The organism is Sulfurimonas sp., from assembly GCF_026196735.1.
In the GTDB taxonomy this organism is placed as follows: domain Bacteria; phylum Campylobacterota; class Campylobacteria; order Campylobacterales; family Sulfurimonadaceae; genus Sulfurimonas.
In genome coordinates this window covers 1-15329 of the sequence record NZ_JAPHUF010000003.1, presented here as the reverse complement: position 1 = coordinate 15329, position 15329 = coordinate 1, and the positions used below count along the sequence as shown (strand labels likewise).

Genomic DNA, 15329 nt, shown 5'->3' with positions numbered 1-15329 from the left:
TTTAACAATCTTTTATTTTAGTAATCAATTCTCTTGATTGCTCTAATGCTTTTTCAACTTCATCAAACACAAGAGCAACAGCAAGTCGTCTGCCTTTATGTGCTTCTGGTTTAGAAAAAACTCTTACAAAACTGTTATCAGTAAATAGAGAATCATCTACGGCAACAACAGGCGCATAGTTGTGAACTTCGGACTTAAATGCTGCAGAAGCACCATCTCCATAAAATGTAAATCCCAATGGAAGACCAAGAACTGCACGCAAGTGAAGCGCAAACTCACTCTGGCTCTGAGTGATAAGCGTTACCATTCCCGTATCGTGCGGACGAGGTGAAACTTCAGAGAAATAAACCTCATCGCCTTTTATGAAAAGCTCAACACCAAAAAGACCGCGACCGCCAAGACCATCAGTGATAGCTTTAGCCATCTCTTGTGATTTTTGTTTTGCAACATCACTCATCTGCATTGGCTGCCATGAGAAAACATAATCACCATCTCTTTGCTCATGACCTATAGGCTCACAAAAAACCGTCTCTTTGCCGTTTCTGGCTGTCAACATTGTTATCTCATAGTCAAAGTCCACAAAGGCTTCAACGATTAACTCACTAGCATCACCGCGAGCTTCTTTAGCTATTTCCCAAGACGCAGCAATGTCATCAGCACTTTTTGCAACACTCTGTCCATGACCGGAAGAACTCATAACAGGCTTGATAACACAAGGAAAACCCATACGCTCAGCTGCACTTTTTAATCCATCTTCAGTTGTAACAAACTCATATGGTCCGGTTTTGAGCCCAAGCACTTCCGCTGCAAAAGTACGAATGTTTTTTCTATTCATAGTCTTACTAACGGCGCTGGCATTTGGTATAACATTATAACCCTTATCTTCTGCCGCAAAAAGAGCATCGATACTTATAGCTTCTATTTCAGGCAGAATATAGTCAGGCTTTTCACGATAAATAATCTCTAAAAGAGCGTTTTTATCCTGCATGTCTACGACATATGAACGGTGAGCAACATGGTGAGCAGGTGCATTTTGATACCTGTCAACTGCTATGACTTCAAGACCTAATCTCTGAGCTTCTATAGCCACTTCTTTACCTAGTTCGCCTGAACCTAGTAACATTATTTTTTTTGAGTTTGATTTAAGGGGAGCGGAGAATTGCATTTTTATTCCTACTAAAATTATTAGAGGAATTATATCAAAATTGTTTGTTACCACGCTAAAGCGTGGTAATCATCTATCTTTTAAGACCGATTAATGTCTCAAGAAGTGTATCAGAAGTAGTAATTGTTTTACCATTTGCCTGATAGCCTCTTTGAATAATAATAAGCTGAGTCAGTGAACGAGACAAGTCAACATTTGAAGCTTCAAGTGCTGAACTTTGGATAAATCCACGCCCGGATGTCGCCGCCGAACCAATGATTGGATCACCTGAATTGGCAGTTTGAACATACACACTACCACCTTCAGTTGTAAGACCTTCATTATTGGTAAACTTAGCCATACCAACTTGAGCTAGTCCAAAAGAACGACCATTACTAAATGAACCAACTACAGTACCACTCTGATCGATTCTAATACCAACTAAATCACCACCGGTAAAACCATCTTGAGAGATTCCAGAAGTAGAACTTCTAGAGTCAAAACTTGTCATACCGTCAAAAAGACCTCCAGTACCAAAATTAAGGCTTACTTGTTGTTCTGCAGCAGAACCATTGTTACCGGTAAATGATATGTTTGGAGGATTAAAACCAGACAATGAACCATCACTATTAAAAGTAATTTGTCCTGTCTGCTCACTAGCTACCGGAGTACCACCGATTGTAGCTGGAGGCGGCACACTGATTTTCATATCCCAAGTAGTACCGGTTGCTATATCAACATCTGTCTTTCTAAACTCCATTCTAAGAGTATGCTTTGAACCAAGTGAATCAAAAATATCTATAGAGCTTGAGTGCGTTGCTGCATTAAAAGATTGAGAAAATGCTTTAGCTGTACTACCTGCTGTGAGCACAGAGTTTAATGCTTCCATATTTCTTGTAAAACGCTGATTTTCAGCTGGAGCTCCCGGTGTATTTGAACTTGTTATTCCGGTTATTGCAAGATTTATATCATAATCATCAGCAGGAAGACCGGCAGCTGCTTCATTGGATATCTCTAGTTTACCCTGTTCATTTACCGATATCTCTATATTACTTGTAGCACCACCATCAGCTCTTGCTTGAATCTCCAATTGATTTCTAAGCCCATTGATTGTTCTGAATGTTTTTGGGGCATCAGCACCGCCAGAACCATCATCTGCTCCTACCGGGTCATACTGATATCTATAAGCAGTAATATCAGTAACTGTTGCTGCAGGTGCTCCAAAAGCACCTGAAGTATCAGTAGCACCAACTGTAAGGTTAATATTATGAGATGCAAAAGAGCTAGTATTATTATTTTCTAAAGAGATATATGGAAGTCCACCACCATCTAGTAAAACTTCTGCTCTTACACCTGTTACTCCTGTCTGAGCATTGATAGCTGACACCATTCCATTGGCATTTTGTATATCCGTAGCACCGGCTAAACCAGTATAAGTTACGGCTTGAGTGCTACCATCATCTAATGTAAAACTGATATCTAAAGTTGTGGCACCGGCTGGTATTGTATCAAGAATATTACTATAAGTAGCATTTGTAAATGAAGCCCATATACCTTGATCATCTTGAAGAGAAAAACCTTCACCTACATCATTAAACATCACACCCAAATCTCCAGATGCAATAGGGTTTCCATTTTCATCTATAGCCGGTGTAGCTCCGGTAGATCCACTAGAAACTTCATAAGCTGGAGAAAAACTCTCAATTATTGTTCCGGCATTAAGGTTTGCTTTTAGAGCAACTTCAGTAGTAGGACTTGCTGGAGTTGTTAGTCCCGGTGGTATGTTAATGTTTTCAATCGGTGCAGTTGCATCAACTTTTCCAGTTTCATTATCTCTAACCCAACCTTGAACAATAAAACCATTATTGTCAACAAAATTTCCAGATGCATCAAACTTAAAGTCTCCGGCACGAGTGTACTTGTAACTATTACCGCCATCAGGAGAGACTATAAAAAATCCGTCTCCTTGAATCGCAACATCTGTATTTTTATCAGAATTTTGGATTGAACCCTGAGAATGAATTGTTGTCATTGAACTAACAGTTGAACCAAGTCCGACTTGAACAGCATTTTTACCACCAAGTTCACCTTGAGGAGCTGTTGCAATTGACCTTGTTTGAGCTAAAAGATCTGAGAAGTTAGCACGAGAATACTTAAAACCTACCGTGTTAACATTTGCTATATTATTTGACTCTACATCCATTGCTATTTGATGTGACTGAAGTCCGGATACCCCGGCATATAGTGATTTTAACATCTTATATCCTTTATTTTATTTCATAAACTCTGATAGAAATCATTTTCAATATTTATGACGACTAAGAAACAAGTCCTTTTGTCTACACTAATTCTCAGTCTCTCTCCCCAAAAAGGGATTAATACAAAGGGACTTACACAATAGTATTTTTACTTAGTATATTATACGAAGCATATTTTGTTCCAACTTTTATAGTGTTTTATAGTATGAGTGTTTTGTTGATTTTTAATTATTGATAAAATATAGACAGATGCTTAAGGGTTAAGCATCCATATCCAATGCTTTTTTCAGCATTTCGTCAGCAGTAGTGATAGATTTTGAATTTGCATCATATGATCTTTGCATAATAATAAGATCGGTTAATCCAACAGTCATATCTACATTCGAACTTTCAAGTTTAAAGTTGATTAAATCTGTACCAAGAATATTGTTTCCGTTTTCATCTTGGAAAAACATAGCCTCTCCACTATTTGGAGTCTCAACAAATCTTGCTCCACTTATTCTCTCTAATCCTCTGTCATTAGGAAAATGATATACCGCTATAGTACCAACATTACTTTGCATACCATTTGAAAAAGTAGCAACTACTTCTCCGTTTTTATTTATATCATATCCAAATAAGTCACCGGATTCTAGCCCATTTGCTGAACTTGATGAAGAAAATTGTGAGCCAGAAGAAGCAATAATACCACTAAACTCTGTACCTAAATCTATCTCAACCGATGTGCCTTGGTTGTCTATTGATGTAAGAGTATTTGAAATCTGTGCACCAATCTCATCAAAGCTAACAACACCTGTCTGAGTCGAATAAATATTTTCACCATCTATACTCTCTACCGTAGCGATAACATTCCATTGAGAACCAGGTGCAACTTGAGGTTCTACCTTTGTAAAGCCTAATCTTAGTTTATTTTTTGTACCATCTTGAGCAATAACAAGAGAACTCATGCTGAGAGAGGCTCTATCTAAAGCAATCTCATCATTTGGGTCAATTATATTAGCAGCAATTTCAGCTAAAGCAGCTTCATCGTGAGCAATTTCATCTTCTGTGAAACTTAGATTTCCACCAAATGTTGCTTTAGTTGTTGGTAATGCTGGATAAGTCAATTCACTTGGGAAGCGAAGTTTTTCTTGAGAATCTATATTCCCTAACTGTACTGAAGGATTTGCTAAATTACCATCAGCATCATACTCAGGTATTATTTCTCCGTTATTCATGTTTGTTCCCATAGTTCCGAGCACATAATAACCATCTTGAGTAACTAAATCTCTATTTACATCAAAATTAAAACTTCCATCACGAGTATATACTGGATCACTTCCGGCTTGCACACCAAACCATCCATCTCCTAAAATAGCTATATCTGTACTTCTATCACTAATCTGTAATATGCCCTGTGATTCATTCATAGCAATGCTATTAACTTTCGTACCAACACCTATACTACTATTGTCAGTTGATAATTTTGTGTTGGTATTTATAGCTTCTTCAAACATATTTGAAAATTCTGCTGAATACCCACGGTATCCTATAGTAGCGGTGTTAGCTAAATTATCAGAGATAACATCAATAGCTTGAGAACTGGATTTTAAACCACTAAGTCCCGTATAAAAAGCTTGAGTCATCATAATATGGCCTTTTTAATATACTTCTACAATATTCTCTAAAGGTATATAACTTGAACCAACTTTTACAAGTGTTTCACCGTTTTCAAATCTTACAGATTCTATTGGATAAGCACCCATTCTTGTAGTTAGATTATTGCCTTCAGGATCTCTATAACTTGAAGTAATATAGTATACACCACTATCTGCCATTGTTCCAGAAGCATCAAGTCCGTCCCATTCAAATTGATACACACCGGATGGATTTGTACCAACATCCATAGTTTGAATAATAGCTCCGTTACTATCCAATATCTCTAAGGTACCTGATTCGATATCAGATGGGAAGTAAACTTCAAATGTGCTTGTGGCACCTTCGTCTAACATAATAGCATTACTGCCTAAATCAGCCGTCTTACCAATAGCCGAAATTGTAGAAAAGTCATTTGATGCCGCTAGTGAAGCTGCTAACTCTTCTAGTGCTATATTTGTTTTATCAGTAGCTTCTAATGATGCAAGCTGTGAAGTTTGAGTCAATATCTGCTCTGTATCTGTCGGTTCTGTAGGATCTTGGTGTTGCAACTGCGCTAATAGCAAAGTCATAAAATCATCTGAACTTAACGAAGTTTTATCTTTTACTGATGTGTCTACTACCGGTTCTGCATATAAGGCTGCATTCTCACCTATTGATGTAATTGCCATTGGAAATCCTTTATCCGTATTGAGGGACTACGATTTCAAGTGAACTTAACACTTCTTCGTTTGTCTCTTCTTTATCAAAATAGCTATACTCTTCGTTAGCTTGTCTCTCATTTTGTCGACTTTGCTGTTGTTGTTGTTGAGTATTTTGGTTATTTTGAGCATTGTCGCTAAAGTTTAATGTAGCATTATTTATTCCACTATTGTTTAACTGTACTCTCAATTCATTAGCATTCATCGCCAAAGTATTTACAGCTGTGTTGTTAGAGCTAATATTCACATGTAGATTTTTACCTCTTTGAACTATAGTCAGATCAACTTCTCCAAGTTTTTGTGGATTTAACTGAACTTTTATTCTAGTGAATGGAGATTTATAATCCTCAATAGCAGTTTTTACATCATTAGAGAGATACTTAATCATCTGTTTTGCTTCATTTAGTTTAACTTCAAAACTATCAGCTTTGTGGGTTGTCAATGCTTCTGCTTTTGTTGATGATACACCACTTTCAGACGAAGAATCACCATGCAGCAATGTCTCTAGTGATTTTGCAGCATCAGAAGCTGCAGTTGTAGCAATAACTTTAGCAGTTGCAACCGAAAAATCTGCTGTTAATGAAGGATTGCTCATTGACGGTTTTTCACCGCGAAGAAGAAGCTTGAGCGTCTCGTCAGCCTTGTCTTTTGGTGTTTTTTGCTCTACTTTTAATGTATTGCTGGCCTTAACTTGAACTATCTGCTCTGTAGTGGTGTGCTCTACTGCCGTGTGAGCCTTAAAAAGTGGTGTTGCTTTTACCTCTTTTTGAACTTGAATAAACTTCTCATCATTTTTTATCTCTTTTAACTGTTCTGGCTGAAAGGCTGGAGCAGTTTTTATTTTATCTGCTACCTGTTGGGTTTGTGCTTTTATTTCTTTTGGCTCAGAAACTGCCACTTTTTTATCTTGAGCAACTTCTTTTATCTCTGGAGCTGCAAATTTTTTATCTTGAGCAGCTTCTTTCATTTCAGGAGCTGTCACTTTTTTATCTTGAGCAGCTTCTTTCACCTCAGGAGCCACAACTTTTTTATCTAGAGCAGCTTCTTTCACTTCAGAAGCTGGTACTTTTTTATCTTGAGCAACTTCTCTTAGCTCTGATGTAGAATTTGTCTTAACTTCTGCATTTTTTACTATATCTGCTTGAGGTTTAACTTGCGCATGAGCCTTCACTTCTTCTAAGCTTATTTTACTGATATCTATACCAAATGTTTTAGCAACCTCTACTAAACCTTTAAGAGTTTTTGGAAGCTCTTTTATTTGTGATTTTTTGAAATCATCACTATTTTCTATTTTACCTTTGAGATAATCTTTTGCTTCAGAAATTAATACTTTCATCTCTTTGGTAGTCAATGTGGAAGTTATTTTTGGATTCAATTCTAATGGTTCTTCTAAACTTTTTGGAACTAACCTCTCTTCGTTTTTTAACAAAGAGAGAAGTGAATCACTCTTGGAAATAGAGTTTGAATCTTTAACAACCCTCTCTTTAGTGTCCAAAGATAAAATTAATGAACCGTTTTGAATAACTTTATCATTTTTCTTATCGCTCACACCTTTTAAAAGTTCTGAGAATGAGAGTGTTGGCTTATCACTTGGAGTTGACAAACTTAGAGGTGAAGAAGAACTAGTTTTAGTTTCACTTTTCATATCTAATGAAATCACTGTTTACTCCTTTTTGCCTTTTTTATAAAGGGATTTTAACAATAAAAGCATATTTCGTACCATAGATTAAATATATTTAATAATTACCGATATACTGACAATGATGAAAGCATTTATTTTATTACTGCCGGCACTAGCACTAGCTCTCAGTCCTTTTGAGTCAAAAAAACCAAACTATTTTGATACATCGGCATATGATACAAAAGTTGGTAAAGAAAATGTACAAGCTGCTAAAAATGTGAAAATAAAATGCAGACAGGTATGTGATAAAAAAGTTTATAAGGAGCAGAAGATATCAGAAGCTGTCGAGTTCTATAAAAGAACTCGAAATTATTAAGCTTATTTATACTGAACAATATTATTTAAGCAAGTTAAATCATTTTTATATGTTGCACTAACAATATCTGCCAACTCTTCAACTAAGTCTTCTGTTGTCTCGCCGTCTCTTGGGTAGCTTACCATATAAGAGTCTAACTCTTTGGCAAAAAACTCTACAAACATGTTTTTTACAATTGCTGCACCATACTTATCAGTGTAAGGAAGTACAAAAAAATAATCCGAGCCACTGTTAACAATAGAATCAGAAGTTCTAAGGACTTGCTCAAGAGAACTTTTTATAATTTCTTCTTTAACAACAGAGAAATCACAATACAATAGAGTAAAACTCTCCGCACGATTTTCATCAAGTCTCTGTGTAATACCAATATTTAAATCAAGAAGTTGTTTGAAATTATCAAACCCAAAATGTACACCAGCCATATGTCACCTCATGTTTTTAAGTTACACAAAGTATATCTAAAAAATATAAAATCATAAATTTTACATTATTGTATATGGCTGTATATCTTCTCTTGAAGCAAATGGCGAGCCCTGAACCTCATCTCCGTCAAATGATATTGTGTAGGTTTTGTCATCTTTTGCTTTACAATATGTAAGGACTATTTTCGCTGCCAACTCTTTATCTGCTTGGCTTGCATTTTTACTAAGCATGGCATGCGGACCTGGAAGACCTATGGTTTTAAGATGATAATATTTGTCATTATTTATATTTTGCAAGTAACCATTTTCTTCTTGATTTCTGCCTACAACTAGCTTAGCTCCATCACTCAAACGCAAATGACGACCAAATTTCATAAGTGGTATATCTTTTACTTCAAACTTATCATGTTTAATAAAATCATTCATCTTTTTAGCAAAGTTTTCATCAGTCAAAAGACATCCTCCACCAGGACTTTCAAAATCTTCAAGCCCTATTTCTTTTGCTAACTCCAACTGTCTGTCACGACTTCTACCGGAAATACCTTCTAGTTTTTCTCTATCTACCCAGCCATTTTGCTCAGCAATAGTCGGTGCTAATAATTTTGCAGACATTGGGCGAAGAAGAAGTCCATCACAATTGCTCTCGTTTAGTACAGTTTGCAATGCATCTTTGTTTTGGCTCATTGGGCGCTGTCCAAGCACTTCACCACTCACCAAAAATGAAGCCCCTTCGGCTTGCATAATTCTTTTTGCAACTGCAAACATTTTCGCATGACAATCTATACATGGATTGAAGTTTTTACCATAGCCATGTTTTGGGTCAAACAAGACTTCTTGTAAGAATTCACTCTGAATATCTATAATTCTCAACTCTGCGCCAACTTGATCACACATATTTTGCATATGGTCTAGTCTATCTTTTGTACTACCAAAGCCTGTATTGATATTTACCGCCAAAACATCTATGCCTTGGTCTATTATAAGCTTCATCGCTAAAGTTGAGTCTAATCCACCACTAAATAGTGCAACTGCTTTCATCTTCGTTCCTTACCAATATTAATAATTTCAATTATAGAATTATACACTACTTATTTCATCTTCTGCCAAAAGAGTTTTTTCCCGAGCCGCCAGATGAGTTCCCGACTGGCTTATTTCTTGGTCTATTTCTAGAATTTGAGCCTTTAGCACCTCTACCGCCGCCTTGATTTATAGCTTCTGCTTTTATGGAAGGATCAGGCTTAAAACCTTTTAACCAGACTTTGGGAATATCTTTTTTGATTAGCTTCTCTATATTGACCAGATATTCATGTTCATCTACACAAACCAGCGATATTGCTTCACCTTCGTTACCTGCACGACCTGTTCTACCGATACGGTGTACATAATCTTCACTAACATTTGGAAGCTCATAATTTATGACATGTGGAAGCTGGTCTATATCTATACCTCTTGCTGCAATATCTGTAGCAACAAGTACGCGCACTTCGCCTTTTTTAAAATCAGCTAATGCCTTTGTTCTAGCATTTTGACTTTTGTTACCATGTATCGCAACCGCAGCGATTCCATTTGATTCGAGTTGACCCGATAAACGGTTCGCCATATGCTTTGTTCTTGTAAAAACAAGTACCTGCTTCCATTTACCCTCATTTATTAGATGTGCAAGTAACTCCCGTTTTCGAGTTTTATCAACATGATAAACTGCCTGTTTTACTATCTCGCTTGAAGTGTTACGACGAGCAACTTCTATTAGAGCCGGAGAGTTTAGCAAACGGTCTGATAATTTTTTAATCTCATCTGAGTATGTTGCAGAAAAAAGCAGTGTCTGTTTTTGTTTTGGCAGAACTTCAAGTATTTTTCTAATATCGTTAATAAAGCCCATATCTAACATTCTGTCTGCTTCATCAAGAATAAGAAAATCAACATGTTTTAAGTCGACCGTTTTTTGTGACATGTGGTCTAGCAATCGTCCAGGTGTTGCGACAATAATATCTACTCCTTTTCGAAGCTGTGTAATCTGAGGATTGATTTTTACCCCTCCAAATATTACAGTTGATTTAAACGGCATATGTTTTCCGTAAAGTGCAACACTTTCACCGACTTGAGCAGCCAACTCTCTTGTTGGAGTAAGTATAAGTGCTTTTACTTGATGTTTGCCTTTTGTAGGTTTTGCTCGAGAAAGTAGTTCTAAAAGCGGCAGAGTAAAACCTGCTGTCTTACCTGTACCTGTTTGGGCACCGGCTAATAAATCTCTTCTTTGTAATATTGCCGGTATTGCTTGAGCTTGAATGGGTGTTGGCGTATCATAACCTTGTTCTCTGATAGCTTTTAATAGTGGATCTGACAATCCTAATGCTTTAAATGACATATAGTTCCTAGTTTTAATATTGTTTCATAATAGCACAATTTAAGTAACACTCTGTCATTAAATGCTGTATTTAATAATTAATGCATAAAGTGACCATTGAATAAAGAGTTATCTGATAACGAAATGTCAAGCTTTATATATTCTTAGAATTTATAAAACCAATAGCAAATTTTAGATAAAATCGTAAATATTAAAAGGATTAGTAATAAAATGCGCACCTTAATAACAACACAATATTTCAAAGAATATAGAAAAGAATTAGGTTTTACAAACCAAGGTGATGTAAAAAGTTTTTTTGCCGGAAAAGACATAATACCAACTGTCAATTATGATTATATAAACTTATTAAATACTAGGCTAGTTGAAATAATTAGGAAAATAAATTCTTTAGTTTCAAAAAATATTAACATACTAGAAATAGATGAGTTTTGTACTGATAATGTAGAATTTGTTTTTAACAAACTAAAAAATAATAACATTATACAAAGATTAAATAATCAAGGAAGAAGACCAGAACAAGTATATTTTTCATGGATGAGGGGATATATTATTTCAAATTATTTTCTTAAAGCGCTGAGTGAAATATTTAAAGTTAATCTTGAAGATATCTCTTTGATTGGTGATGATGATTTGGTAAATATTGAATCATTTAAAAGAACGCCCACAGCAGATTTAGAAATAGCACTAGCAGATGGGAATAAACTAAGAATTGAAGTACAGTCTGGATTTGTTGGTGTAAATGATATTAAACAACATAAAGTTTTAGAAGCAAAAAGAATTTTTGAAACTAATGGAGTATCCTCATTAGCAATTCATTTTGATTTATTTAATGGGCAAGTAGCATTTATTAAACTAGATGAAATAGAAGATGATAATATAAATTGGATTACTAGACAACAAATGGAAGGTCAAACAGTTTTTAATATAGACCAAAATTATTTTACTTGGAAACTAACTGAAAATCCACCTTCATTAGATGACATATTTGTAGATTAACAATGATGAACAAAAAATTTAAAGTTTTAGATTTATTTGCTGGAGTTGGTGGGCTTAGCTACGGTTTTGCTCACGATGATAACTTTGAAATAGTAGCAGGAAATGAACTTTTACCTGATATGGCTAAAGCATATTCATTAAATCATCCACATATAAAAATGTATAATTGCGATATAAAAGATTTTGGGCTTAAAAATCTTACAGAAGATTTACAAATTAAAAAAGGTGATATTGATTTAATAGTTGGTGGACCACCTTGTCAAGCATTTTCAACTGTTGGAAAAAGATTGATTGACGACCCAAGAGGTCAACTATTCCAAGAATATTATAGAGTTTTAAAAGAGTTAAATCCTAAAGTATTTTTATTTGAAAATGTTAAAGGACTTTTATCAATGCAAAAAGGTGAGTTGTTAAAAACAATTCTATCTCTTTTTGAGTCATTAGGATACAAAGTTAAATATGAGGTTTTAAACTCAGCAGATTATGGTGTACCGCAAATTAGAGAAAGAGTAATAATAATCGGTACAAAATTAAATAAAGATTTTGAATATCCAAATAAAACTCATTGCGACTTAGATGATAATAATATTTTAAACCAAAATTTAAAACCATATTTATCGTTATCAGAAGCAATAAGTGATTTACCATTTATCAAAAGCAATGAAGAGAGTGTTGAATATAGCAGTAAACCCAATAATGAATTTCAAAAGCTAATGAGAGATAATGCTCCCGAAAAACTAATGGATCATAATGCACCAAAAAATAATGATAAATTAGTAAAACTTATGGAGTGTTTACCTGATGGTGGAACACCACAAGATGCACCAGAAGAATTACGACCAACAAGTGGATTTAAAAATACATATTGTAGATTATGGTGGGAAAGACCAGCACCAACAATTACAAGAAATTTAAGTACTCCATCCTCATCAAGATGTATTCATCCAAAAGCACCAAGACCTTTAACAACAAGAGAAGGGGCGAGAATACAATGTTTTCCAGATAATTATATTTTTTATGGTTCAAGAAGTTCAAAAAATTTACAGATAGGAAATGCCGTACCTACATTTTTATCAATAGCCTTAAAAAATTCTATTAAACAGCATTTACAAACAGATAAAAAATTGTTGAAAAAGGACAAGAGCATAAAGCAAAAACTTGAAACTTTAGCTTCGCCATTGACAAACAAGTTCGATAACAAAGCAAGATATATGGCAACATAGAGTATACTTTCAAAAATAAATCATCAGGCTTCTTCATGTCAGCAAAACAAATTACTATAAAACACAACAAACACCTCGTACATCCATGTCCTATCGATAAAAAACTCTCCTTATTAAACCTGCTTATCACTAAATATAGCGATAAACAAATACTTGTTGTCAGAGCAAACTCTCTTGATGTTATAAAAGAAGCTGTTTCAGAAGAGAATGTAACTATTTTAAGTGATGGTGAACTAAAAGATTTAACAAAAAGTTTTGAGATACTAATCAGTTATGATTTACCGGCAACTCCGGCTTTATATATAAACAGACTCTTTTGTGCAACAGAGATGGCACTTATTTTACTTGATGCTAAAGAACAAAAAAAGCTATATCCTATTGAAACTGTTTTAAAAAGAGTAATTAAACAAGAAATTATTGAAGGTTTTGAGTATGAAGAGGACCAAAAATTAAAAATAGCTCAAAAGCCTATAGAAAAACCAAAAGAGTATGAGTTTAAAAAAATATATGAAGAAAAACCTAAGTTTGATAAACCAAAAAGAGAGAAAGCCTCAGGTGACAAAGCTAAGCAGTGGGAGAAAAAAGACAAAGGTCAAAACAAATTTCTAGGAAAAGATGAAAATGGAAAAGCATTGTTTTCAGGAAAAAGTGGAGAGAGAAACCATCGTTACGACGGAACTCCAAAAGAAAAATATGGTGCTCCAAAAAAAGTTGGAAGAAAAATAAACATCAAAGCTCTTAAGCCAAAAGAAGCTCCTGAATCATAACATGTAAAAAAGCTTAGCCTTTAAAAGCTACAAGCTCCCCTCGTTTTAAAGTGGCAATTTTACCACGAAACTTACGAATATAAAATGCTTTTTCTTCAAAAGAGATATCATTTTGCATATTTACTTTCTTTAATTCTCTCTCATAATGTTTTGTTAAAAAAGTTATGAGTTCATTTTTTAGTGCTTGTTCATCTTTTAAGGGCTTTATCTGCTCATCAACTGATATTGCCATTAGTTGAGGCTCATCAAACTTTCCTTGAAGTGCCAAGTTGAATTCATATGAGTGAAATTGTAAAAGTGACGGATCTAACACATCGAGCATCTGATCTATAAGGTGGGGCTTTTCCAACACCGTCTTGATGAGACTAAGTTCCCACATGTCTCTATGGCGACTAAGGTCATTTACAGGACTGTTTTGGTTAGTGTTAGTTTGGTTTGTTAGTCTTACAAACGAAGGACTAATTCCAAGCCGTGAAGCAAGATATGACTTATACTTCTCTTGAAGTATAGGCGATAGAGTTTTGAGATAGCCAATGGCATCTTGCATACATGCCTCTTTAGCTTTTGGATCAGAGAGATTGTAAAGCGATATAATTTCATCAAGAACAAACTCTATAAATGGCTGTGCTGTCCTGAACATTGCAGCCAACTCTTCAACAGCACCTTTATTTACCATATCTGCAGGGTCTAAACCATCTCCAAATATAACAACACCGCCATCAAAGCCACCCGCACTTAGCAGTCTTGATGCCTTAAGTGCTGCTGCTCGCCCGGCTTTATCCCCATCATAAGCCATTATAACTTTTGGCTCACCTTTTCTAAGCAGAGGCAGGTGTTCTGGTGTTAGTGCTGTACCAAGAGTTGCGACTGCATTTGTAAAACCGGCTTGATGAAGCATGATAACATCAAGGTAGCCTTCTGTTATGATTATCTCTTTTGTTTTATGAACTGCCTGTTTTGCATGATGGTAAGCATATAGCAGACGAGATTTATTGAAAAACGGAGTCTCTGGAGAGTTTACATACTTTGCCTGATGCCCGGTAATTGTCCTACCGCCAAAACCTACAACAGTTCCATTAGCAGAGTGAATCGGAAATGTAATACGCTCAATAAATCTGGCAAAATTTCTTCCACCGTCATATCCAACAATCCCTGTTTCTAGCGCTTCACTCATATTAAAAAGCTGAGCTTTTATATAATTTATAGTTGCATTCGAATCAGGTGCGTAGCCAATGCCAAATTTTTCAACTGAACTCTCATAGATACCGCGCTCTTTTATATATGCTAAAGCTGTAGGTTGTGAGGTAAGCAGGTTTTGATACCACTCATTTACTTTATCCATAAGTTGTGAACGAGGTTTGTTATGTTTGTTATCTGTATAAGAGAGTGAAAAGTTATAGTTTGCAGCTAGTTTTTCCAATGCTTCTGGATAGTTTAATTTTTCATATTCCATAATAAACTTAATGCTGTCACCGCCAACACCGCAACCAAAACAGTGATATATCTGCTTTGAAGGACTCACTACAAAAGAAGCAGATTTTTCATCATGAAAAGGACATGGCGCTTTATAATTTGCACCGGATTTCTTCAACTCCAAATAAGAGCCTATAACATCAACAACATCAAGACGCGCCTTTAAGGCTTCTATGGAATCTGGGGTAATCATAAAATTATTATACAAAAAAGTTAGTTAAAGAGAGTTTGGATTTGAAGATGAATATTACTAAAACAGATCAACGGTAAAGATCTGTTTTAGAAGGAGAAATAAAATACTTTAGATATTAGTGAATATCAGTATTTGGGTGATTAGGCTTGCTAATT

Annotated in this window: 13 protein-coding genes; 4 read left to right on the top strand and 9 right to left on the bottom strand. The window is 35.2% G+C overall.

Annotation, left to right across the window (positions count from 1 at the left end):
• Position 1: 1 nt before the first annotated feature.
• From purT to OQK60_RS01945, 5 genes are all read right to left on the bottom strand, one after another.
• The gene (gene purT / locus OQK60_RS01965) at positions 2 to 1165 is read right to left on the bottom strand and encodes a formate-dependent phosphoribosylglycinamide formyltransferase (RefSeq protein WP_297683539.1); all 1164 of its coding nucleotides are present in this window, start codon (positions 1163 to 1165) and stop codon (positions 2 to 4) included.
• A gap of 73 nt (positions 1166 to 1238) precedes the next feature.
• Positions 1239 to 3401: a flagellar hook protein FlgE gene (gene flgE / locus OQK60_RS01960; RefSeq protein WP_297683537.1), complete on the bottom strand. Its 2163-nt coding sequence runs from the start codon at positions 3399 to 3401 to the stop codon at positions 1239 to 1241.
• Between the two features lie 261 nt (positions 3402 to 3662).
• Complete coding sequence (locus OQK60_RS01955; RefSeq protein WP_297683535.1) at positions 3663 to 5030, bottom strand: flagellar hook protein FlgE; 1368 nt, start codon at positions 5028 to 5030, stop codon at positions 3663 to 3665.
• 12 nt (positions 5031 to 5042) lie between these two features.
• Positions 5043 to 5708, bottom strand: a complete 666-nt coding sequence (locus OQK60_RS01950; protein WP_297683534.1) for a FlgD immunoglobulin-like domain containing protein — start codon at positions 5706 to 5708, stop codon at positions 5043 to 5045.
• Between the two features lie 10 nt (positions 5709 to 5718).
• Complete coding sequence (locus OQK60_RS01945; RefSeq protein ID WP_297683533.1) at positions 5719 to 7398, bottom strand: flagellar hook-length control protein FliK; 1680 nt, start codon at positions 7396 to 7398, stop codon at positions 5719 to 5721.
• Between the two features lie 103 nt (positions 7399 to 7501).
• Between OQK60_RS01945 and OQK60_RS01940 the strand changes: the two genes are divergently transcribed.
• The gene (locus OQK60_RS01940; protein ID WP_297683531.1) at positions 7502 to 7735 is read left to right on the top strand and encodes a hypothetical protein; all 234 of its coding nucleotides are present in this window, start codon (positions 7502 to 7504) and stop codon (positions 7733 to 7735) included.
• Positions 7736 to 7737: 2 nt separating this feature from the next.
• Here the strand turns inward: OQK60_RS01940 and OQK60_RS01935 are convergent, their stop codons facing one another.
• From OQK60_RS01935 to OQK60_RS01925, 3 genes are read right to left on the bottom strand one after another with little or no spacing between them, the layout of a single operon-like run.
• A complete protein-coding gene (locus OQK60_RS01935; protein ID WP_297683530.1) occupies positions 7738 to 8157 on the bottom strand; it encodes a hypothetical protein in 420 nt (139 codons plus the stop codon).
• Between the two features lie 60 nt (positions 8158 to 8217).
• Positions 8218 to 9195, bottom strand: a complete 978-nt coding sequence (locus OQK60_RS01930; RefSeq protein WP_297683529.1) for an argininosuccinate synthase domain-containing protein — start codon at positions 9193 to 9195, stop codon at positions 8218 to 8220.
• 55 nt (positions 9196 to 9250) lie between these two features.
• Positions 9251 to 10522 (bottom strand): DEAD/DEAH box helicase, encoded by a 1272-nt coding sequence (locus OQK60_RS01925; protein ID WP_297683528.1) that lies wholly within the window; start codon positions 10520 to 10522, stop codon positions 9251 to 9253.
• Between the two features lie 210 nt (positions 10523 to 10732).
• Between OQK60_RS01925 and OQK60_RS01920 the strand changes: the two genes are divergently transcribed.
• Genes OQK60_RS01920 through OQK60_RS01910 form a run of 3 tightly spaced genes read left to right on the top strand, consistent with a single transcriptional unit; the run spans position 10733 to position 13508 of the window.
• Entirely contained in the window at positions 10733 to 11518 is a 786-nt protein-coding gene (locus tag OQK60_RS01920; RefSeq protein WP_297683527.1) for a restriction endonuclease, read from the top strand.
• Between the two features lie 2 nt (positions 11519 to 11520).
• The gene (locus OQK60_RS01915; protein WP_297683526.1) at positions 11521 to 12741 is read left to right on the top strand and encodes a DNA cytosine methyltransferase; all 1221 of its coding nucleotides are present in this window, start codon (positions 11521 to 11523) and stop codon (positions 12739 to 12741) included.
• Positions 12742 to 12776: 35 nt separating this feature from the next.
• Positions 12777 to 13508: a hypothetical protein gene (locus tag OQK60_RS01910; protein ID WP_297683525.1), complete on the top strand. Its 732-nt coding sequence runs from the start codon at positions 12777 to 12779 to the stop codon at positions 13506 to 13508.
• A 13-nt stretch (positions 13509 to 13521) separates the two neighbouring features.
• Here OQK60_RS01910 and dnaG read toward each other — a convergent pair whose 3' ends face one another.
• Positions 13522 to 15174: a DNA primase gene (gene dnaG / locus OQK60_RS01905; RefSeq protein ID WP_297683524.1), complete on the bottom strand. Its 1653-nt coding sequence runs from the start codon at positions 15172 to 15174 to the stop codon at positions 13522 to 13524.
• Positions 15175 to 15329: the final 155 nt, after the last annotated feature.